The 20,924-nt window shown below is 71.8% G+C and carries 18 protein-coding genes; 11 read left to right on the top strand and 7 right to left on the bottom strand.

From position 1 onward, the window contains the following. Positions 1-79 precede the first annotated feature (79 nt). Both G5C51_RS16135 and G5C51_RS16130 read left to right on the top strand, forming a co-directional pair. Positions 80-598, top strand: a complete 519-nt coding sequence (locus tag G5C51_RS16135; protein WP_338118166.1) for a roadblock/LC7 domain-containing protein — start codon at positions 80-82, stop codon at positions 596-598. Positions 599-697: 99 nt separating this feature from the next. After that, positions 698-1,072, top strand: a complete 375-nt coding sequence (locus tag G5C51_RS16130; protein ID WP_165237832.1) for a hypothetical protein — start codon at positions 698-700, stop codon at positions 1,070-1,072. A gap of 18 nt (positions 1,073-1,090) precedes the next feature. On the opposite strand, the gene G5C51_RS16125 is transcribed toward G5C51_RS16130, so the two are convergent. Continuing rightward, on the bottom strand, positions 1,091-1,825 hold the full coding sequence (locus G5C51_RS16125) for a thioredoxin domain-containing protein (RefSeq protein WP_165237816.1): 735 nt from the start codon (positions 1,823-1,825) through the stop codon (positions 1,091-1,093). A 218-nt stretch (positions 1,826-2,043) separates the two neighbouring features. Here G5C51_RS16125 and G5C51_RS16120 point away from each other — a divergent pair, with 218 nt between their 5' ends. From G5C51_RS16120 to G5C51_RS16080, 9 genes are all read left to right on the top strand, one after another. Further along, the gene (locus tag G5C51_RS16120) at positions 2,044-2,487 is read left to right on the top strand and encodes an SRPBCC family protein (protein WP_165237814.1); all 444 of its coding nucleotides are present in this window, start codon (positions 2,044-2,046) and stop codon (positions 2,485-2,487) included. A 223-nt stretch (positions 2,488-2,710) separates the two neighbouring features. Beyond that, entirely contained in the window at positions 2,711-5,206 is a 2,496-nt protein-coding gene (locus tag G5C51_RS16115) for an MFS transporter (RefSeq protein ID WP_338118165.1), read from the top strand. A gap of 76 nt (positions 5,207-5,282) precedes the next feature. Further along, entirely contained in the window at positions 5,283-7,742 is a 2,460-nt protein-coding gene (locus G5C51_RS16110; protein WP_165237810.1) for a SpoIIE family protein phosphatase, read from the top strand. A 126-nt stretch (positions 7,743-7,868) separates the two neighbouring features. Further along, the gene (locus tag G5C51_RS16105; RefSeq protein ID WP_165237808.1) at positions 7,869-8,585 is read left to right on the top strand and encodes a class I SAM-dependent methyltransferase; all 717 of its coding nucleotides are present in this window, start codon (positions 7,869-7,871) and stop codon (positions 8,583-8,585) included. 79 nt (positions 8,586-8,664) lie between these two features. Continuing rightward, positions 8,665-9,498 carry a M55 family metallopeptidase gene (locus tag G5C51_RS16100; RefSeq protein ID WP_165237806.1) on the top strand — a complete coding sequence of 278 codons (834 nt, stop codon included), beginning with the start codon at positions 8,665-8,667 and terminating at the stop codon, positions 9,496-9,498. Beyond that, positions 9,491-10,855: a M20/M25/M40 family metallo-hydrolase gene (locus G5C51_RS16095; RefSeq protein WP_165237804.1), complete on the top strand. Its 1,365-nt coding sequence runs from the start codon at positions 9,491-9,493 to the stop codon at positions 10,853-10,855. The genes G5C51_RS16100 and G5C51_RS16095 overlap by 8 nt, the downstream gene beginning before the upstream one ends. Before the next feature lie 9 nt (positions 10,856-10,864). Continuing rightward, complete coding sequence (locus tag G5C51_RS16090; RefSeq protein WP_338118164.1) at positions 10,865-12,931, top strand: S9 family peptidase; 2,067 nt, start codon at positions 10,865-10,867, stop codon at positions 12,929-12,931. After that, a complete protein-coding gene (locus G5C51_RS16085) occupies positions 12,928-13,878 on the top strand; it encodes a S66 peptidase family protein (RefSeq protein ID WP_165237802.1) in 951 nt (316 codons plus the stop codon). Before G5C51_RS16090 ends, G5C51_RS16085 begins: the two co-directional genes overlap by 4 nt. A gap of 5 nt (positions 13,879-13,883) precedes the next feature. Next, on the top strand, positions 13,884-14,405 hold the full coding sequence (locus G5C51_RS16080; protein WP_206313895.1) for a DinB family protein: 522 nt from the start codon (positions 13,884-13,886) through the stop codon (positions 14,403-14,405). Here G5C51_RS16080 and G5C51_RS16075 read toward each other — a convergent pair. The 6 genes from G5C51_RS16075 to G5C51_RS16050 form a co-directional block, all read right to left on the bottom strand. After that, complete coding sequence (locus tag G5C51_RS16075) at positions 14,386-15,573, bottom strand: aminotransferase-like domain-containing protein (protein ID WP_420824821.1); 1,188 nt, start codon at positions 15,571-15,573, stop codon at positions 14,386-14,388. The two genes, G5C51_RS16080 and G5C51_RS16075, sit on opposite strands and share 20 nt — an antisense overlap. A gap of 158 nt (positions 15,574-15,731) precedes the next feature. After that, positions 15,732-16,757 (bottom strand): Gfo/Idh/MocA family protein, encoded by a 1,026-nt coding sequence (locus G5C51_RS16070; protein WP_338118163.1) that lies wholly within the window; start codon positions 16,755-16,757, stop codon positions 15,732-15,734. Continuing rightward, positions 16,754-17,773 carry a Gfo/Idh/MocA family protein gene (locus tag G5C51_RS16065; protein ID WP_165237798.1) on the bottom strand — a complete coding sequence of 340 codons (1,020 nt, stop codon included), beginning with the start codon at positions 17,771-17,773 and terminating at the stop codon, positions 16,754-16,756. The genes G5C51_RS16070 and G5C51_RS16065 overlap by 4 nt, the downstream gene beginning before the upstream one ends. A gap of 36 nt (positions 17,774-17,809) precedes the next feature. Further along, entirely contained in the window at positions 17,810-18,730 is a 921-nt protein-coding gene (locus G5C51_RS16060; protein ID WP_165237796.1) for a carbohydrate ABC transporter permease, read from the bottom strand. Further along, positions 18,723-19,646 (bottom strand): carbohydrate ABC transporter permease, encoded by a 924-nt coding sequence (locus tag G5C51_RS16055; protein WP_165237794.1) that lies wholly within the window; start codon positions 19,644-19,646, stop codon positions 18,723-18,725. Before G5C51_RS16055 ends, G5C51_RS16060 begins: the two co-directional genes overlap by 8 nt. A 4-nt stretch (positions 19,647-19,650) precedes the next feature. Continuing rightward, positions 19,651-20,919 (bottom strand): ABC transporter substrate-binding protein, encoded by a 1,269-nt coding sequence (locus G5C51_RS16050; protein WP_165237792.1) that lies wholly within the window; start codon positions 20,917-20,919, stop codon positions 19,651-19,653. Positions 20,920-20,924 lie beyond the last annotated feature (5 nt).

Here is a 20,924-nt window from a genome sequence, read left to right as displayed (position 1 = left end):
CCATCGCACGGGCCGCGGCGGCCGGCCCGGTCGACGCCGCGCTGCTCCGCCGAATCCGCGACGCCTTGGAGGCACGACTGTGAACCAGAAGCAGCGCCCGGCCACGCCGGCCCGCCCCCTCATCCGCCGGCCGGCACCCGCGGCGCGGTACACCGGTCCGGTACCGGCCGTGGCGGCGGCCGACCCGGCGATCACGGCCGTACTCCCGGAGATCGCCGAGGAGTTGCAGCGGCTACGGGCCAGGGTGCCGCAGGTGAACGGCGCGCTGGTGGCCACCGCCGACGGGCTGCTGCTCGCGCAGGACGACGGCGCCGAGGAGCCGGAGAGCCTCGCCGCGCTCACGGCCACCGCGTTGAGCGTCGCCAGGCGGCTGCTGGCCGCCACCGCCCAGGGGCTGCTCAGCGAACTGCTGGTGCGAGGCGCGAACGGCTGCGTCGCCACCTACTCGGCGGGCAGCTCCGCGGTGCTCACGGTGGTGGCCGGACAGGACACGGTCACCGCGCTGCTGCACCGGGAGGCACGCCGGGCCGCGGCCGACCTCGGCGACCTGATCGACGGCGCGTTGACCAGCGGCCCCGACGGAGCGGAGACCCCCTGACCCATGCCCATCGACCCAGCATCCGCACCCAGACGCCGCACGGGCGCCACATCAGGCGCCCGGCGGTCTTCCACCCGAAGAGAAGGAAAGGCGAAACGCATTATGAATACCGACACCGCTCTTAAAGAAGCAATGAGTACCATCGAGGGTTCCCTCGGCGCGGCTCTGGTCGACTACACGAGCGGGATGGCGCTCGGCACCCTGGGCGGCACCAAGGACCTGGACCTCTCGATCGCCGCGGCCGGCAACACCGATGTCGTACGGGCCAAGGTGCGCACCATGGAGCAGCTCGGACTGCGGGACACGATCGAGGACATCCTGATCACCCTCGGCAAGCAGTACCACTTGATCAGATTGCTCAAGGGCCGCGACAACAAGGGCCTTTTCCTCTATCTCGCGCTCGACAAGGGACGGGCCAACCTGGCGATGGCCCGGCACCAGCTCAGCAAGGTCGAAAGCCAGCTGGAGGTCTGAGCGGAAGGGGCGGCGGGGTCAGTCCCGGACCAGCTTGGCAAAGGCCTCCGGCGACATGACCTCGCCCGTCCTGGACAGCACCTCGACGGGCTTCCCGTCGAGCTTGACCACCGGGGTGCCGTCCTCGCCGCTCTCGTAGAAGGCCTCGGACACCTTCTCCACCCACGGCATGTAGGTGAGCTCCTTGACCGCCTTGTTGAAGGCGGGCGTCCGCAGGCCGTCGACCTCATCGGCGAGCTTCAGCAGCGTGGCCGTCGAGCCGAACTTGTCGTCGGTCTCCTTCTCCGGGTGGTTCGCGTAGAGCACGCCGAGGTACTCCGCGAACTTCTCCGGGCTCTCGTTCGCCGCCGCCCCGAGGGCGTTGACCGCGCGCTTGGAGCCCTTTCCGCCGAGGGCGCCGTCGAGGAAGGTGGCGAAGTGGTAGTCGATCCTGTACTCGCCCTGGTCGGCCAGCTTCGTCATCGTCTTGCCGAGGCCGTTCTCGACATCCGCGCAGTACGGGCAGCGCGGGTCGAGGTAGACCGACAGGGTGTGGTCCGCGGACGCCTTCCCGTACCGGACGGTGGTGCCGTCGACGTGCTTCGGCTGCACGTAGGGCTGGCCGGAAGGCCGGTCCTCGGCCTCCGAGCGGGTGGCGGTGAAGGCGCCGATGCCGGCCGCGCCGGCGATGACGGCGACGAGCACCGTGGCGATGAGGAAGCTCCGCCACACCTTCGCCTGGCGGCGCGGTCGTCCGGTACTGGCCTTGCTCATTGCAGCGACTCCGATTCTTCGCAAAATGTCCCTCTCGTCACTTTAGTGACGGCGATGAACGTCGCTGACCGCCATTGGTCCCGCCGACCCGGGACCAAAGTCCCTGGCGCGGCCGGCTCCCCTGCCCGTAGGGGCCGGATTTGGGGCCCCGCCGCGATGGTGGTTGGCTGGAGCCCGTAGCCCATTCGCGTATACGGCACAGGCAGGAAGCAGGAGACATGGCACAGGTAGAGGCGACCACCGAGCGGGTCATCGGAGCTGCCCCCGAGGCGGTGTTCGCCGCGCTCGCCGACTACAGCGCCACCCGGGAGAAGACCCTCCCGGAGCACTTCAGCGAGTACGAGGTGCGCGAGGGCGGCAGCGGCGCGGGCACCGTCGTGCACTGGAAGCTGCAGGCCACCAGCAAGCGGGTCCGCGACTGCCTGCTCGACGTCAGTGAGCCGACGGCCGGGCAGCTGGTCGAGACCGACCGCAACTCCACCATGGTGACGACCTGGACGGTCACGCCGGCGGGCGAGGGGAAGTCCCGGGTCGTCGTGGACACCAAGTGGCAGGGCGCGGGCGGCATCGGCGGCTTCTTCGAGAAGACCTTCGCGCCCAAGGGCCTCGACCGGATCTACGGCGCGCTGCTCACGAAGCTCGCGGCCGAGGTCGAGAAGTAGCCCGTACAGGGCTGTGCGGCGCTCACTGATTCGGGTGGTTTTCCTGGTGGCGCCGTTAGACGCTGTATAGCTGCGCGTAGTACGAAAGGCGCAGATGAGCGCCCTGGGGCGGGCCTGCCGGGCCCGCCCCGGTCCCGTTTCGCGGCCCATTCGCCGAGCTTGCTCGCCCTTCTCCCCTAATGAGAGAAACGTGCAGGCGCTGGGCGGACGATGGGGAGCTGACGTGGGCGGGACGAGCTTGGTGGCGAAGGACGAGCCGACGGTCGTCACCGCTCCTGACGACAACGCGCCCCCGGCCGATCCGCCCGCCGCGGCCGAAGCCGCCGCCGTCCCCCTCAGCCCGCGCCAGGTCCGCCTCGTCTTCGTCGGGCTGATGCTCGCGCTGGTGCTCGCCGCGCTCGAGCAGATGATCACGGCCACCGCGCTGCCGAAGATCGTCGGAGAGCTGCACGGCCTGGACAAGATGTCCTGGGCCATCACCTCGTATCTCCTCGCCGCCACCATCGGGCTGCCGCTCTACGGCAAGCTCGGCGATCTCTTCGGCCGCAAGGGCGTCTTCCAGTTCGCGATCATCGTCTTCGTCGTCGGCTCCGCGCTGGCCGGCTGGTCGCGGACGATGGACCAGCTGATCATCTTCCGCGCGCTGCAGGGCCTCGGCGGCGGCGGGCTCATGATCGGCGTGCAGGCGATCATGGCGGACATCGTCCCGCCCCGCGAACGCGGCCGCTACATGGGCCTGATCGGCGCCGCCTTCGGAGTCGCCTCGGTGGCCGGGCCGCTGCTCGGCGGCTTCTTCACCGACCACACCTCGTGGCGCTGGTGCTTCTACTTCAACGTGCCCTTCGGCATCCTCACCTTCCTGGTCGTCCAGGCGGTGCTGAAGCTGCCGAAGCTCGACGTCAAGCCGCGCCTGGACATCCTCGGCGCGCTGCTGCTCGCGGGCGCCTCCACCTGCCTGGTGCTGCTCACCACCTGGGGCGGGGTGGAGTACGAGTGGAGCGACGACGTCATCATCGGGCTCGGCGCCGGGGCGGTGCTCGCGTCCGTGCTCTTCCTGGTGGTGGAGAAGTTCGCGCCGGAGGCGGTCATCCCGCTGCGGCTCTTCAAGGACTCGATCTTCAACGTCACCAGCCTCGTCGGCGCCGTGATCGGCGTCGCCCTCTTCGGGGCCGCCAGCTATCTGCCGACCTTCCTGCAGATGGTCGACGGCGCGACCGCCATGGAGTCCGGGCTGCTGATGCTGCCGATGATGGGCGGCGTGGTCGTCGCGTCCATCGTCTCCGGGCAGTTGATCACCCGCACCGGGCGCTACCGGATCTACCCGATCGTCGGCTGCGCGCTGTCGGGCGTCGGGATGTGGCTGCTGTCGCGTCTTGAGATCGACACCGCCCGGTTCACGTACAGCGTCTGGATGGCCATTCTCGGCGTCGGTATCGGCCTGGTGCTGCCGGTGCTCATCCTCGCCGTGCAGAACGCCGTGCCGCCGCACGACATGGGCACCGCCACCAGCGCGCACAACTACTTCCGGCAGATCGGCGGCTCGGTCGGCGCGGCCGTCTTCGGCACCCTCTTCTTCGACCGGCTCGCCGACAAGCTCGCCGGTGAACTCCCCAAGGGCATCCCGGCGGACAAGCTCCCGGAGCCCGACTCGATCACCCCGGAGATGGTCTACGCGCTCGACGCGCCCCTGCGCGACGGCTACATCCGCGCGTACGCCGAGGCCATGCCGCGGATCTTCCTCTACCTCGTGCCGGTGCTCGTCCTCGGGCTCCTGCTCGCCTTCCTGCTGAAGGAGAAACCCCTGGTGTCCCAGAACGTCCCCGGCCCCGACGCCCTCGCCCCCGAGGCCGGGTCCGCCCACCCCAACGGCGCGATCCCGGCGGCCCGCGCCGACGACCTGCCGTACGACCAGTACGCGCAGCACGACCAGGAAGCCGCCCCCGCGCCGCTGCCCGCCGTCCGCGGCGTGCCCGTCTGCGGCATCGTGCAGCACAGCGACGGCACCACCGTGCCGCGCGCCGCCCTCACCCTCATCGACGGCGCCGGGCGCCAGGTCGGCCGGGACGCCAGCCGCGGCGACGGGCGGTACGCGCTGTCCACCCCGGGCTCCGGCGCGTACGTCCTCATCGCCGCCGCCGGCGGGCATCAGCCGCAGGCGGTCAGCGTCACCGTGGGGGACCGGCCGATCGAGCTGGACGTGGTGCTCGGCGGCGCCGGGCGGCTCGCGGGGCGGGTCACCACGGCGGACGGCGCGCCGCTGCGGGACGCCGCGGTCACGCTCACCGACGTACGCGGCGAGGTGGTGGCCACCACCCGCAGCGAGCGGGACGGCGGATACGCGATCGGCGAGCTGGTCGCGGGCGAGTACACCCTCGCCGCCAGCGCGCCCGCCTTCCGCCCGGCCGCGATGCCGGTGTCGGTGCAGGCGGCGCGGGAGACCCGGCAGGACGTCGAGCTGGCGGGCGGCGCGGTGCTGCGCGGGACCGTACGGGCCTACGGCGGGCGGCCGGTGGAGGACGCCCGGGTGACGCTGCTGGACGCGGCCGGGAATGTGGTCGACACCGGGACGACGGGTGCGGACGGGAAATTCCGCTTCATCGATCTCTCCGCGGGCGAGTACACCGTGATCGCCGCGGGCTATCCGCCGGTGGCCACCGTACTGAATGTGACGGGGGGCGGCCGGACCGAGCGCGACCTCCAACTGGGGCATGAGGATTAGTCGTTGAGCAGCGCGTGAGGTTCCGTGGGCGTACCGTGGTTGACGACGACAGCCGCAGACGCAGGGAGCCTTCCCCATGGTCCACGGAGGCGGGAGCGGGGAGAGCCGGGCGACAGTGCCCGGCCGTATTCCCCTGGGCGTGGTGGTCGTGGATGCCCGCGGCCTCGTCACCCACTGGTCGAGCGGCGCGCGCAGACTCTTCGGGCACAGCCGGGACGATGCGGTCGGCAGCCCCGCCGTCGACCTGATGCCGGTCACCGGCGCGCTGGAGGCCCGGCAGCTCGACTCCGGGCATGAGGCGCCCTACAGCGCCCAGGCCGCCTACAGCGAATACGACGCGTACGGCCCCGAGTTAGGCCTCCCGCCCGCCACCGCCACCGCGTATCCGACCGCGGGCCGGGCCCGTACGGCGGAGCCGGGCAGCGGGTCGAGGGACGTGATCTGGTGGGCGTATCCGCTGGTCGGTCCGGGCAGCGGGCGGCTGCTGGTGCTGGCGGCCGACGCGGAGGCGGTGACCGGGGGTGCCCAGGAGGCCGACGGCTATGAGCGGATCGGCCCGGGCTTCGCGCTGCACACGGAGTTCGACGACTCCGCCGAGCTCGCCAAGCGACTGCCGGAGATCCTGCCCTCGATGAGCCCCGCGGAGAGCGGCCGGATAGCGGCCCAGGTGCTGGAGCTCGGCTATCCGGTGCTGGAGGTCAGCCAGCAGGAGCGGGTGCCGGTCACGCCCGACTGGGGTGTGTCGCTGCGCGAGGAGCGCAAGGAGCGGCTGCGGCGCGTGGCGTCCGACGAGCGCGGCGTGGTGGAGCAGCAGGCGGCGCCCGAGCCGGAGGACGCGCCCGACCTCGAGTATGTGGCGGTGCGCGAGCGGCTGGAGTTCCTGAACGAGGTCAGCGGCCGCATCGGCACCTCCCTCGACCTGGCCAAGACCATCCAGGAGGTCAGCGAGGCGGTCGTGCCGCGGTTCACCGACGTCGCGGGCACGTATCTGCGCGAACAGGTCGTCGCCGGCGAGGGCTTCCCGGACGGCGCCCCGGACGCGACCACGCTGTGGCACCGCGTCGCCGTGGTGCACGACGACGAGCCCGGCCGGTGGGACGACGTGGTGCCGGTCGGCGAGTCGATGCCGTTCCCGGTGCACACCCCGTTCTTCCAGTGCATGACCACCGGCGAGCCGGTGCTGGTGCCCCGGATCACCGAGGAGATGGGCAACGCGATCGCGGCGCAGTTCGAGAAGCGGGACATCAGCCCGCTGATCAACGGGCGTTCGATGCTGGTGGTGCCGCTGAAGGCGCGCCAGGTGGTGCTCGGCTTCATGATCCTGCTGCGGCACGGGGAGCGGCCCCCGTACGACGACATGGACCGGGTGACGGGCGCGGAGCTGGCGGCGCGGGCCGGTCTGGTGCTCGACAACGCCCGGATGTACACACATCAGGAGAACGTCGCCGAGACGCTGCAGGACAGCATGCTGCCGCAGGTCGAGCCGCGCATGGTGGGCTGCGACACCGCGACCCGCTATCTGCCCGGCACCCGGCTCGGCCGGGTCGGCGGCGACTGGTTCGACACCATCAAGCTGCCCGGGTCGCGTACCGCCCTGGTGGTCGGCGATGTGATGGGCCACGGCCTGAACTCCGCGGCGATGATGGGCCAGCTGCGCACGGCCGTACAGACGATGGCGGCGCTCGACCTGCCGCCGGCGCAGCTGATGCGCAATCTCGACGACCTGGCGCAGCGGCTCGGCGAGAACTACCTCGCGACCTGCCTGTACGCGGTCTACGACCCGGTCGCCTCGCAGCTGCTGATCGCCAACGCCGGGCACATCCCGCCGGTGCTGGTGCGCGCCGAGGACGGGCGCAGCGAGCTGCTCGAGGTGCCGACCGGCGCGCCGATAGGGGTCGGCGGCGTGCCCTTCGACACGGTGACGGTGGCCGTCAGCCCCGGCGACCGGCTGGTGCTGTGCACCGACGGCCTGGTCGAGGTGCGCGGCGAGGACATCGGGGTCGGGCTCGCGGCGCTGTGCGAGTCGGCGGCGCATCCGGCGGCCTCGATGGACGCGGCCTGCGACGACATCATCCGCGCCCTGAACACCACGGGCGGCCGCAAGGACGACGTCGCGCTGCTGATGGCGCGACTGAACGGCGTACCGCAGGACGATGTGGCCGACTGGATCATCGGGCCGCGGGCCGAAGAGGTGCTGCTGGCCCGCCGGCTGGTGCGCGGCAAGCTCACCGACTGGGGCCTGGACCGGATGTCGGACACGGCCGAGCTGCTGGTCAGCGAGGTCGTCACCAACGCGGTGCGGCATGCGGGCGGCAGTTCGCAGATCGGGCTGCGGCTGGTACGGGCCAGGGATGCGCTGCTGTGCGAGGTCACCGATGACGAGCCGGCGATGCCGGTGCTGCTGGACTCGGGCGTGGAGGACGAGTTCGGGCGTGGCCTGCGGATCGTCAGCCGGCTGGCGCGGGGGTGGGGCGCGAGCCGCCTCGCCGCGGGCAAGTCGGTGTGGTTCGAGCAGGCGGTGCCGCCGCGGCGGTGAAGATTTCGCGGTGAGCGCCTCGCGGTGAGCGTTTTGTGTGGGGCGTACGCGGGTTTGCGTCACGCCCTTGTGGGGGTCGTCCGTTGGCGATAGCAATGGCATGGTCAGGCCATCGGGAGGTGCCCCATGAATATGTCCAGCCTCAAGGCATGGGAGGGCTACTGGGAGGACGCTCCCGAAGGACCGAGTGAGGTTTTCTGGGACGCCGACCCGGAGGTGACCGCCGCGCTCCACCTGCCGCTGTTCGCCGACCACTTCGACATCGGCCTGCCGCTGGTCGACCTCGGCTGCGGCAACGGCACCCAGACCCGCTTCCTCGCCGGGCGCTACGGCCAGGTCCGGGGCGTCGACCTGTCCGCGGCGGCCGTCGAGCGGGCCCGGCGCGCGGACCCGGACGGGGCGTACGAGCAGCTGGACGCCACCGAGCCGGCGGCGATGCGCCGGCTGCACGAGGAGCTGGGCGACGCGAACGTGTATATGCGCGGGGTGCTGCACCAGTGCGACGAGCCCGACCAGCCGCGGCTGGTGGGCGGGATCGCGGAGCTGCTGGGCGGCCGGGGGCGGGTGTTCGCGGTCGAGCTGGCGGAGACGGCGCTGGCGAGGATGCAGGCGTTCGCGGCCGGCGGCGGGGAGATGCCGGCCAAACTGCGGCCGGTGATCGAGCACGGCATCGCGCCGGGGCGGCTGACGGACGCGGCGCTGCCGCGGCTGTTCGCGGAGGCCGGTCTCGAGGTGCTGGCGGAGGGCGATATGCCGCTTGCCACGACCGAGTTCCAGCCGGATGGTGCGCGGCTGGAGCTGCCGTCGAAGTGGCTGGTCGCGGGCCGAATGGACGTGGCGTAGCCACTCGTTAGAGGTCTAGACCTGTGCAGTTATCCACAGGGGTTTTGCCGGGTCTGCCGACCGCGTACCGTTGCTCGACATGAAGATCCTCATCAGCGCGGACATGGAGGGCGCCACGGGCGTCACCTGGCCCGCCGACGTGCTCCCGGGCGGCCCGCAATGGGAGCGGTGCCGCCCGATGTTCACGTCGGATGTCAATGCGGCCATCGCCGGGTTCATGGATGGCGGCGCCGATGAGGTGCTGGTGAACGAGGCGCATTGGACGATGCGCAATCTGCTGCTGGAGCGGCTCGACGACCGCGCCCAAATGCTCACGGGCAAGCACAAGTCGCTGTCCATGGTCGAGGGCGTGCAGCACGGCGACGTGGACGGCATCGCCTTCGTCGGCTATCACACGGGTGCGGGCACGGAGGGGGTGCTCGCGCATACGTACCTGGCGAACTCGATCACCGGCGTGTGGGTGAACGGCGTGCGGGCGAGCGAGGGGCTGCTGAACGCCCATGTGGTGGCGGAGTTCGGGGTCCCGGTGGTGCTGGTCACCGGCGATGACAAGACCGTCGAGGACGCCAAGGGCTATGCCCCGCAGGCCAAGGGCGTCGCCGTGAAGGACTATGTGTCGCGGTATGCGGCGATCTGCCGCACCCCGGCGCGCACGGCGGCGGACATCAGCGCGGCGGCCAAGGAGGCGGCGGCGCTGGCCGGTCGGCGGGAGCCGGTGCGCGGCGGTCCGTTCACGGTGGAGCTGGAGTTCGACGCCGAGCATCTGTGCGGCGCGGCCACGGTGGTGCCGGGCGTCGAGCCGTCCGGCGAGCGCAAGGTGGCGTATACGACGGAGACCATGTACGAGGGGATCCGCTGCTTCAAGGCGGTGACCACCCTCGTTTCGGCCGCGGTGGAGGAGCAATATGGCTGAGGTGACCGCGGGCGAGGCCGTGGCGGCGAGCGGCGGGGCGGTGGACGAGCAGGCGCTGGACGAGGTGGTGCGCTTCACCTCGGACCTGATCCGTATCGACACGACCAATCACGGTGGCGGCGACGGCGTGGAGCGGCAGGCCGCCGAGTATGTGGCGGAGCAGCTCTCCGCGGCGGGCATCGATCCGACGCTGCTGGAGAAGGCCCCGGACCGTACCAACGTGGTGGCCCGCATCGAGGGCACCGAGCGGGGCGCGGACGCGCTGCTGGTGCACGGGCATCTGGATGTGGTGCCGGCCGCGGCCGAGGACTGGAGCGTGCATCCGTTCTCCGGGGAGATCCGGGACGGGGTGGTGTGGGGCCGCGGCGCCATCGACATGAAGAATATGGACGCGATGATCCTGTCGGTCGTCCGCTCCTGGGCCCGCGCGGGCGTGCGGCCGCGGCGGGACATCGTGCTCGCCTTCACCGCCGATGAGGAGGCCAGCGCCGAGTACGGCTCGGGCTTCCTCGCCGACCACCACCCGGGCCTCTTCGAGGGCTGCACCGAGGGCATCAGCGAGTCCGGCGCCTTTACGTATCACGCAGGGCCCGGCATGCGGCTGTACCCGGTGGCGGCGGGGGAGCGGGGCACGGCCTGGCTGCGGCTGACCGCGCACGGCAAGGCGGGGCACGGCTCCAAGGTCAATCGCGCCAATGCCGTCAGCCGGCTGGCCGCCGCCGTCGCCCGCATCGGCGAGCACCAGTGGCCGGTCCGGCTCACCCCGACCGTACGGGCGGCGCTGCGCGAGCTCGCCGTGCTGTACGGGGCCGGGGAGCCGGACTTCGACGCCCCCGGCTTCGACGTGGACGCGCTCCTCGGCAAGCTCGGCAAGGCCGCCGCGCTGGTGGAGCCCACGGTGCGCAACAGCTCGAACCCGACGATGCTCGACGCCGGTTACAAGGTGAACGTCATCCCCGGGGAGGCCACGGCCCAGGTGGACGGGCGGATGGTGCCGGGCGGCGAGGAGGAGTTCGCCCGGACCCTGGACGAGCTCACCGGGCCCGATGTGACCTGGGAGTTCAGCCATCGCGAGGTGCCGCTGACCGCGCCGGTCGAGTCGCCGACTTTCGCCGCGATGCGCGCTTCCCTGGAGCACTTCGACCCGGAGGCCCATGTCGTGCCGTACTGCATGTCGGGCGGCACCGACGCCAAGCAGTTCTCCCGGCTCGGCATCACCGGCTATGGCTTCTCGCCGCTGAAGCTGCCCGAGGGATTCGACTATCAGGCGCTGTTCCACGGCGTGGACGAGCGGGTGCCCGTGGACGCGCTGCACTTCGGGGTGCGCGTCCTCGACCGGTTCCTGCGGGCAGCGTAGGCAGAGAAAGTGAACGACCACGTGACACAGGTGAACATCGCCCCGTACGGCTCCTGGGCCTCGCCCGTGAGCGCCGAGCTGGCCGCGTCCCACGACGGCCGCCCCGAATACCTCGACGCCGTCGGCCAGGAGATCTGGTGGACCGCTCCCCGGCCGGAGGAGGGTGGCCGCCGCGCGCTGGTGCGGCTGCGGCCGGACGGCGTGGAGGAGTCGGTGCTGCCGGCGCCGTGGAATGTCCGCAACCGGGTGCATGAGTACGGCGGCCGGCCGTGGGCGGGCGTGGAGCGGGAGGCAATGGGGCATCCCCTGCTCGAGCGAAGCCGAGAGCTTGGGGAAGGGCCGCTGCTGGTCTTCACGCACTTCGACGACCAGCGGCTGTATGCGTACGAGCCGGATGCCGGGGGCGAGCCGCGGCCGCTGACGCCGGTGTCGGAGACCGGTGGCGGGCGGCGCTGGTGCGACCCGCTCGTGCTGCCGGAGCGGGGCGAAGTGTGGTGCGTGCTGGAGGAGTTCACCGGCGAGGGGCCGACGGATCTGCGGCGGGTGCTGGCCGCCGTGCCGCTGGACGGCTCCGCCGCCGACGACCGCGGCGCGGTCCGCGAGCTCACCGACGACCGGCACCGCTTCGTGACCGGCCCGCGGCTGTCCCCCGACGGGCGCCGGGCGGCCTGGATCGCCTGGGACCACCCGAGCATGCCGTGGGACGGCACCGAGTTGCGGGTCGCGGACGTATCGGCATCGGGATCGGCGGGGGGCACGCTGACCGGCGCCCGGACCGTCGCGGGCGGACCGGAGGAGTCCATCGCGCAGGTGGAGTGGGCGCCGGACGGCTCGCTCGTCGCCGCCACCGACCGGACCGGGTGGTGGAATCTGCACCGCGTCGACCCGGAGACGGGTGCGGCGGTGAACCTGTGCCCACGGGAGGAGGAGTTCGCGGCGGGGCTGTGGAAGATCGGGCTGCGCTGGTTCGCGATGCTGCCGAACGGGCTGATCGCCACCGTGCACGGCGCCGGCGACACCGCCCTCGGCATACTCGACCCGGCCACCGGCGAGCTCGCCGACGTGCCCGGCGGCTGGACCGACTGGGCGTCGGCGCTGGCCGTCGTCGGCGACCGCGTCACCGGCGTGGCCGCGGGCCCGTACAGCGGCCACGAGATCATCGAGCTCGACACCTGCACCGGCCGGGCCCGGGTGACCGGCAGCGCGCATACGGACGCCGTCGACCCGGCGTACTACCCGCAGCCGCGGCACCGCACCTTCACCGGTCCTGACGGGCGCGAGGTGCACGCCCACCTCTACCCGCCCCGTAACCCGGACTTCGCCGCCCCGGACGGCGAGCTGCCCCCGTACGTGGTCTGGGCGCACGGCGGCCCGACCGGGCATGTCCCGCTCGTACTCGACCTGGAGCTGGCCTACTTCACCTCGCGCGGCATCGGCGTGGTGGAGGTCAACTACGGCGGCTCGACGGGTTACGGGCGGGAGTACCGTAACCGGCTGCGCGAGCAGTGGGGCGTCGTCGACGTCGAGGACTGCGCCGCCGTCGCCCGGGAGCTGGCCGCCGAGGGCACCGCGGACCCGGCCCGGATCGCCATCCGCGGCGGCAGCGCGGGCGGCTGGACCTCCGCCGCCTCGCTCACCTCGCCGCTCGCCGAGGGCGTGTACGCGTGCGCCACGATCATCTACCCCATCCTCGACCTGGCGTCCTGGGCCACGGGGGAGACCCACGACTTCGAGTCGCAGTATCTGGAGTCGCTGGTCGGGCCGCTCGCCGAGGTGCCGGAGCGGTACCGGGAGCGGTCGCCGCAGCATCACGCCGACCGGGTCAGGGCGCCGTTCGTGCTGCTGCAGGGGCTCGACGACGTCATCTGCCCGCCGGTGCAGTGCGAGCGCTTCCTGCAGCAGATCGCCGGGCGCGGCGTCCCGCACGCGTATCTGACCTTCGCGGGGGAGGGGCACGGCTTCCGGCGCGCGGACACGATGATCCGGGCGATCGAGGCGGAGACCTCGCTGTACGCGCAGACCTTCGGCTTCGAGCCGGCGGAGCCGGGGGTGCCGCGGCTGGAGCTGAAGCCATGATGGAGGGCGCCGGCGCCGGGGTGAGCCCGCTGACCCGGCCGCCGCGCCTGCGCCCCGGCGACCGGGTCGCGGTCGTCGCGCCGAGCGGGCCCTTCCCGCGCGAGCGGCTCGACGCGGGCGTCGACATCCTGCACGGCTGGGACCTGGACCCGGTCGCCGGCGAGCATGTCTTCACCGGCCACCCGCGGTTCGGGTATCTGGCGGCCGACGACGCCGACCGGGCCAAGGACTTCCAGCGCGCCTGGTGCGACCCGGCGGTACGGGCCGTCTTCGCCGGCCGCGGCGGCTACGGCTCGCAGCGCATGGTCGACCTCCTCGACTGGGAGGCGATGCGCGCCGCGGGCCCGAAGGTGTACGTCGGCTTCAGCGACAGCACCCCGCTGCACGAGGCCATCGCCACCCGGCTCGGGCTCGTCACGCTGCACGGGCCGATGCCGGCCTGGACGGTGTTCCTCAAGGACGCGGCCACCCAGGAGCAGCTGCGCCGCACGCTCTTCGACCCGGAGTCCGTGACCGGGCTGACCTCGCCGCAGGCGGGACCCCTGGTGCCCGGCCGGGCCCGGGGCGTCACCCTCGGCGGCTGCGTCAGCCTGCTGGCCGCGGAGCTGGGGACGCCGGCGGCGCGGCCCGGGGCTGCGGGCGGCATCCTGCTGATCGAGGACGTCGAGGAGGAGGACTACCGGCTCGACCGGATCCTCACCCAACTCCTGCGCTCCGGCTGGCTCGACGGCGTCGCGGGCGTCGTCTGCGGCTCGTGGGAGGACTGCGGCCCGTACGAGGATGTGCGGGCAGTGCTGCGGGACCGGCTCGCGCCGCTGGGCGTCCCGGTGCTGGAGCGGCTGCAGTTCGGCCACGGGACGCCGGCGCTGACCGTACCGCTCGGGGTGCCGGCGGTGCTGGACGCGGACGCGGGCACGCTGACGCTCGAGACGCCGGCGCTGGCATGAGGCCGATGCTGCCGATCGATGACCCGACGGGCCCCGCGGACCCCCGCGAGCTCCTGCTCCGGCACCTCGACATCTACCGGTCCACGGTGCTCGGCAAGCTGGACGGGCTCTCCGAAACCGAGTTGCGGACCAGCAGACTGCCGTCCGGCTGGACACCCCTGGAGCTGCTCAACCACCTCGCGCATGTCGAACGGCGCTGGCTGTGCTGGGGTTTCCGCGCCGAGCCGATCACCGACCCCTGGGGCGACAACGGCCCGGAGGGCCGCTGGCACGTACCGCCGCAGGAACCGGCGGCAGCCGTGCTCGAGCGCTTCCGCGACCAGTGCGAGCGCTCCCGGGCGATCGTGGCGGCGGAGCCGGATCTGGACCGCCGGGCGGCGCTCGGCGGCCGCTTCGCCACGGCGTCCGAGGCGCCGACGCTGGGCCAGATCCTCTTCCACCTCTTCCAGGAGTACGCCCGCCACGCCGGGCACCTGGACATCGTCCGCGAGCTCGCGGACGCCGACGCTACGCCGACGCCGCCTTAGCCAGTCGTGCCAGGCCCTCGTCGATCTCCGCCGGCGGGTACGACGTGAAGCTCAGCCGCAGCGTCGCGCGGTCCGGCTCGCCCGCGTAGAACGGGGCGCCGGGCACGAAGGCCACGTCCTGGTCGACCGCCCGGCGCAGCAGCGTCGTCGCGTCGCGGTCCTCCGGGAGGCGGGCCCAGATGAACATGCCGCCGTCGGGCCGGTTCCACGTGCTGCCGACCGGCAGCGCGGCGGGCAGCCCCGCGAGCATCGCGTCGCGGCGCTCGGCGTAGACGCCGCGCATCTTTGCCACGTGCGCGTCCAGGTCGTAGCGCGTCAGATACGCGGCGGCCGCCGCCTGCGCGACCGTCGACGTGTGCAGGTCGGCGGACTGCTTGGCGGTGGCGCAGGCGCTCAGCGCGGCCTCGGGGGCGTGCAGCCAGCCGAGGCGCAGACCCGGGGCCATGATCTTGGAGAGGCTGCCGAGGAGGATGGTCCGGTCGGCCGCGGCGGGCTCGGCGGCGACGGGCGGGAGCGGGGTGCCGTCGTAGCGGAGTTCGCCGTACGGGTCGTCCTCGACGATCCAGAAGCCGTAACGGGCGGCCAGCGCGGCGATGGCGCGGCGGCGGTCGGCGGGGAGGGTGCGGCCCGTGGGGTTCTGGAAGTTGGGGACCAGGTAGAGCAGCTTCGGGCGCTCGCGGCGGACCGTCTCCTCCAGCGCGTCCGGGAGGATGCCGTCGTCGTCCGTGGCCACCGGCACCGTGCGCGCGCCCGCGAACGTGAAGCACTGCAGCGCGGCGAGATAGCCCGGGTCCTCGACCAGCGCCACATCGCCCTCGTCGAGCAGCGCGGTCGCGGCCAGCGACAGTGCCTGCTGCGAGCCGCTGGTGACGAGCAGCTCGCCGGCGTCGACACGGAAGCCGCGGGCGGCGTACCGGGCGGCGATCGCCTCGCGCAGGTCGGGGTCGCCGTCGGTGGTGGAGTACTGCAGCGACTGGTGCGGGCGCCCCAGCGCCGCGGCGAAGGACTCCTGGAGCGCGCCCGCGTCGAAGAGCTCCGGCGCGGGCAGCCCGCCCGCGAAGGAGATGACGCCGGGCCGCGCGGTCAGGGCGAGAATCTCGCGCAGCGCGGAGCCGTCGATGCGGGAGAACCGCTCGGCAAGGGGGGCGGGGGGCGTGGAGTCCGACACGTTCACTCCTCGAGATGGGACGCCGAGCAGCCTATGCCTTGAGCCGTGGGGTTGTTACTGGCCGTTCATAATGTGGGCAGTCGCGCTCATCAGCCGGACCGCAGCACCGGGCCGCCGGCGGGTGGACGACCTGCCCCCACCTGCCGACGGCCCCGGCCTCAGCCCACCGGAACCGGCCTGCTCACCCGCGCCGACTCTCGCGCCGCCAGCGCCACCCGCAGCGACCTGAGCCCCGCCTCGCCGTCCGCGACCGCGACACCACCGGCCGCCGTGCCGTACAGGAAGGCCCGGAGCAGGATCTCGTCCAGGTTCACGCCCCACGGCAGCAGCACGCCGCGGGCGGAGCGTTCGTCGAAGCCGGTGACCGACTGGCCGAAGGCGTCCATCTCGACCGTCGCGCGCTCGCCGACGACCTGGAGCTCGAGGCCGCCCCATGCCGGGTGGCTGCGTGGCTGGCTCCAGCTGCAGTCGATGGTCGCCACCGTGCCGTTCGAGTAGCGGACCGTCACCAGGCCCGCCGTCTCGGCGTCCGCCTCCTCCGCGTACATCAGGTTGTTGGCCTGGGCATAGACCTCCTCGGCGCGCACGTCGGCGCCGAAGAGGTCGTCGAGCAGGTCCGCGATGTGCACCGTGTGGTCCATCAGCGCCCCGCCGCCGGCCAGCTCCGGGTCGGTGAACCAGCGCCGCAGTCCGGTCGGCAGATAGCCGTTGTTGGCTCCCGCCACCGCCAGCACGCCGCCGAGCGAGCCGCCCTGCACGGCGCGCCGCAGCGCCCCGTACGCGGGGTGGAAGCGAACCGGATACGCCACCCCGAGCCGCGTCCCGGACTCCCGGCAGGCGGCCACCATCGCCTCGCCGTCCGCCGCCGTCGTGGCGAGCGGCTTCTCGCACAGCACCGCGCCGACGCCGTGCTTGGCCGCGAGCTCGACGAGCGCGCGGTGCCGGGCGTTCTCCGCCGTCACGATCACCGCGTCCGGGCCCCAGTCGAAGACCTCCTGATACGTGTCCGCGTACGCGACGCCGAGCTGCTCGGCCAGCTCCCGGCCGCGCACCTCCCCGGCCGCCGCCGGATCCGGGTCAGGGTCCGGGTCGGCGGCGAGCACCTCGACGCCGTCCATCGCCTGCAGCACCTTCACGTAGCCGGTCGCATGCACATGCGCGAACGACAGCACTCCGACCTTCACCGGGACACCAGCTCCCCACTCTCGATCTCGACTGCGGCCCCGGTCAGGGCCGACTCCGCGGCCGCCGCCGCGATCCGTACCGCCGCCAGCGCGTCGTGCGCCGACACCCGCGGCTCGGGACCGCCGGCCAGCGCCGCCGCCGCGAACTCGCCCAGCTCCGCCTCAAAGGGATTCCGCGCCAGATCCGTCGCCGGAATGCCCTGCCCCGCGGCCCGCTCGCCCTGCGCGACCACCCGGAACGCCTGCGTCTGCAGCGAGTCGTGGTGCAGCACCCCGTCCCGCCCGGCCACCCGGTAGGTGGTCCTGAACTGGGTGTCGGGCAGCCCCCACACCCCGTGCACATGCGACACCGCGCCCGACGCGTGCGTGAGCACCGCCGTTGCCGCCGCGACCGCTCCCGCCTCGGCGGGCGCCGTCAGCCGCCCGCGCGCCTGCGCGTGCACCCGTACCACCTCGCCCGCCAGCAGCCGGGCGAAGTCGAAGTCGTGGATCATCTGGTCCAGCAGGATGCCGCCGGAGAGGCCGGCGTCCGCGAACCACGGCGCCCACACCGGATACGACCCGCTGCGCGTGAACCGCAGCACCGCGGGTTCGCCGACGGCGCCGTCCGCGACGGCCTTGGCGAGGGCCTCGTACTCCGGGAAGAACCGCACCACATGAGCGGGGAAGAGCCGCACGCCCGCCGCCTCGGCGGCGTCGATCATCTCCTGCGCGTCCGCCACCGACAGCGCCAGCGGCTTCTCGCAGATCACGTGCTTTCCCGCCGCCATCGCCGCCAGCGCCAGCTCCTTGTGCGTGAAGCTGGGCGTGCAGACGTCGACGAGCGAGCAGCGGGCCAGGAGCTCGTCGAGGCTGTGGACCGCCTCGACCCCGTGCGCCGCGTATTCGGCGGCCAGCCCCTCGGCCCTGCCATCGGTGGACAGGACCGTGACCTTGGCGCCGAGCGCGGTCCATGCGGGCAGATGCGCGCGGGCGATACCGCCGGCGCCGATCAGGCCCACGTCGAGTTCGGGCATGTGCGGAGTGCCTTTCTCTTGGTTACGGGGTGGTGCTCAGCCCTTCGACCCGCTGAGCGCGATGCCCTGCACGAAGTGCCGCTGCAGGAAGAGATAGAGGAGGATCATCGGTAGGCCCGCGATGAGCGAACCGGCCATCAGGACGGGGTAGTCGGTGAGGTACTGGCCCTCCAGCGACGACAGTCCGGCGCTGATCGGCATCGTCTCCGGGTCCGTGTTCACGACCAGCGGCCACAGCAGGTCGTTCCACGACCACATCGACGTGATCACGGCGAGCGCCGCCAGCGCGGGGCGTACCAGCGGCAGCATGATCGACCAGAAGATACGGAAGCTGCCCGCCCCGTCGATCCGCGCCGCCTCCTCCAGCTCCCGCGGCAGCGACAGGAAGAACTGCCGCAGCAGGAAGGTGCCGAACGCGCTGAACATGCCGGGCAGGAACAGCGCCGGGACGCTGTTCAGCAGGCCGAGCTGCTGGATGATCTGGTGCTGCGGCAGGATCAGCAGCTGCGACGGCACCATCAGCACGGACAGGAAGACGGCGAAGAGCACGTTCTTGCCGCGGAAGGTCATCCGCGCGAACGCGTACGCGGCCAGGGAGCAGAAGACCAGCTGGCCGAGGGTGCGGCCCAGGGTGTTGAGGGCGCTGTTGGTGAGCATCTCCGCGAAGGGCAGGGAGGTGAAGACCTTCTCGAAGGCCGCCCAGGTCCAGTCCTCGGGGAGGAAGGTCGGCGGTACGCGCACCGACTCCGGCATCGTCTTCAGCGCCGTGAGCAGCTGCCACAGGAACGGGAAGAGCATCGCGAACGCGCCGAGCGAGAGCAGCAGATGTGTCAGCAGCGCGCCGGTGTCGAAGCGGCGGCGGGCCGGGGCCCGGTCATCGCCCCAGGTGCCCTGGGCCGTGCCCGCCTGGCGCGGCAGCTTGGCGGCCGCCCGGGTGGCGGTGGTGGACTCAGGCATAGTGCACCCACCTCTTCTGGAGCCGGAACTGCAGGAACGTCAGCGCCGCGATGAGCAGCATCAGCAGGAACGCGAGGGCGGCGGCCGGGCCCTGCGCGTTCTCCTCAAAGGCCCACTTGTAGAAGAGCGTCACGATCGACTGCGTCGAGCCGAGGGCCGGATTGCGCTGGCTCATCATGATGTAGATGAGGTCGAAGGCCTGGAGCGAGGTGATCACGCTGATCACCGAGGTGAAGAAGATGCTGGGGCTGAGCAGCGGGAGCGTGATGCGGACGAAGCGCCGCACCGGCCCGGCGCCGTCGAGCTCCGCGGCCTCGTAGTAGTCGCGGGGGATGGCCTTGATGCCGGCCAGGAAGATGATCAAGTAGTAGCCGACGTGCGACCAGATCATCACGAGGCCGATGGCGTACGCGGCCGTGGTCGGGTCCGAGACCCAGTAGCGGCCGTCGATGCCGATCCAGGACAGCACCTCGTTGATCAGGCCGTAGTCGCCGTTGTAGAGCCAGTTCCAGAGCAGGCCGATGGCGGCGGGCAGGGTGACGAAGGGCAGGAAGTACAGCGCCCGGTAGATGGCGACGCCGCGCAGCCCCGGCCGGTTGAGCAGCTCGGCGATGATGATCGAGACGGGGAGCGTGATCAGGCCCATCACCGTGTAGAGCAGGGTGTTCAGCAGCGCGCGGCCGACCGTGACGTCCTGCAGCACGCGCTCGTAGTTCTCGCCGCCGATCCAGCTGTTGCCGCCGAAGACGCCGAATGACGTGAAGCTGAAGTAGAAGGTCTGCAGCAGCGGCCAGATGTAGAAGACGGCGAAGCCGATCGCGATCGGCGCGATGAAGAGATACGCCGCGCGCTGCGACCGGGGTCGGCGGGGCTTGTTACGGGCCTGTGCGGCCGCGGTCGAGGGGAAGACGGCCATCGGATCAGTTCTCCCGTTCCAGGACCAGGTCCATCTGCTGAGCGAGGGTGCGGGAGGCCTTCGCGATGCCGTCACCGTGGCCGGTCCAGGAGGAGCCGAGCAGCTGGTACTGCAGGTTCTCCCAGGCCTGGGTGTAGGTGGAGTGCGGATACGGGACGGCGTAGTCGAGCATGTCGATGAAGACCTTTAGGTCGAACTCGGGCATCGACTTCACCCACGCGTCCTGGGTGCCGGTGTACGAGGAGATCGTGACGCCCTCGCGGGCCTGGATCTCGGCCGCCTTCTTCGACCCCATGAACTTCACCAGCTTCCACGCGGCCTCGGTGTGCGGGGACTTGGCCGATATGACGTTGGCGAGGCCGTGGATGGTGGTGGCTCGTTTACGGCCCTTGGGCAGGACCGCGACGCCGCCGTGGTCCTTGATGCCCGGAGCGGCGTACATCATCGAGGCCATCGCGGAGAGGTCGTAGTTCATCGCGACCTTCTCCGATATGTAGAGCTGGCGGCCGCTGGTGTCCGTCATCGCGCTGGCGGTCGGCGACCAGCCGCGGTCGACGAGGCCGGTCCAGAAGCGCAGGCCCTCGATGGTCTCGGGCTCGGCGAAGCCGGACTTGCCGTCGCGGATGACGTATCCGCCCGCCTGCGGGATGGAGTTGTAGTAGCAGTACTGGCCCTGCATCTCGGCGGCGATGCCGTAGACGCTGCCCTTCGGGTCGGTCAGCTCCCGCGCCGCGTCGTAAACCGTCTCCCACGTCCAGGACTCATCCGGATACGGCACCTTGGCCCGGTCGAAGAGCTCCTTGTTGTACCAGAGCCCGATCGTGTCGAAGTCCTTCGGCATCCCGTAGTGCTCGCCCTCGTACGAGTAGATGCCGACCAGCTCCTCCGGGTGTACGCCCATGTCGAAGCCGTCGCGGCGGATGTGCTCGCCGAGCGGTTCGAGGGTGTCGTTGGAGGCGTACAGGCGGAGGTTGGGCGCGTTCATCCAGAACACGTCGGGGGCGGAGCCGCCGCGCATCGAGGTTTTCAGCGTGGTCCAGTACTGGGCGAAGGGGATCACCTGGAGCTTGACGGTGATGCCGGGATGCTCGGCCTCGAAGGCCTTCATGATCTTCTGCATGCCGGGGACCTGGAGTGGGTCCCACATCCCGTACGACAGCTGGGTCCGGCCGCCGGAACCGGCGGTGGAATCGGCTCCGTTGCCGCAGGCGGTGGCGCCGAGGGCGGCCGGGGCGGCGGCGAGGGCCCCGGCGAGGAATGACCTTCTGTGCATGCGCG

This window comes from Streptomyces coryli (assembly GCF_011044975.1).
In the GTDB taxonomy this organism is placed as follows: Bacteria; Actinomycetota; Actinomycetes; order Streptomycetales; family Streptomycetaceae; genus Streptomyces; species Streptomyces coryli.
Note: the sequence above shows the minus strand (reverse complement) of the source record. Positions and strands in the feature narration are given on the sequence as shown.

Bases quoted from the DNA above. Each gene is read 5' to 3' on its own strand.
- G5C51_RS16125 (WP_165237816.1), bottom strand. From the start codon at position 1,825: ATGAGCAAGGCCAGTACCGGACGACCGCGCCGCCAGGCGAAGGTGTGG.
- G5C51_RS16120 (WP_165237814.1), top strand. From the start codon at position 2,044: ATGGCACAGGTAGAGGCGACCACCGAGCGGGTCATCGGAGCTGCCCCC.
- G5C51_RS16110 (WP_165237810.1), top strand. From the start codon at position 5,283: ATGGTCCACGGAGGCGGGAGCGGGGAGAGCCGGGCGACAGTGCCCGGC.
- G5C51_RS16105 (WP_165237808.1), top strand. From the start codon at position 7,869: ATGAATATGTCCAGCCTCAAGGCATGGGAGGGCTACTGGGAGGACGCT.
- G5C51_RS16100 (WP_165237806.1), top strand. From the start codon at position 8,665: ATGAAGATCCTCATCAGCGCGGACATGGAGGGCGCCACGGGCGTCACC.
- G5C51_RS16095 (WP_165237804.1), top strand. From the start codon at position 9,491: ATGGCTGAGGTGACCGCGGGCGAGGCCGTGGCGGCGAGCGGCGGGGCG.
- G5C51_RS16085 (WP_165237802.1), top strand. From the start codon at position 12,928: ATGATGGAGGGCGCCGGCGCCGGGGTGAGCCCGCTGACCCGGCCGCCG.
- G5C51_RS16080 (WP_206313895.1), top strand. From the start codon at position 13,884: ATGCTGCCGATCGATGACCCGACGGGCCCCGCGGACCCCCGCGAGCTC.
- G5C51_RS16065 (WP_165237798.1), bottom strand. From the start codon at position 17,773: ATGCCCGAACTCGACGTGGGCCTGATCGGCGCCGGCGGTATCGCCCGC.
- G5C51_RS16060 (WP_165237796.1), bottom strand. From the start codon at position 18,730: ATGCCTGAGTCCACCACCGCCACCCGGGCGGCCGCCAAGCTGCCGCGC.
- G5C51_RS16055 (WP_165237794.1), bottom strand. From the start codon at position 19,646: ATGGCCGTCTTCCCCTCGACCGCGGCCGCACAGGCCCGTAACAAGCCC.
- G5C51_RS16050 (WP_165237792.1), bottom strand. From the start codon at position 20,919: ATGCACAGAAGGTCATTCCTCGCCGGGGCCCTCGCCGCCGCCCCGGCC.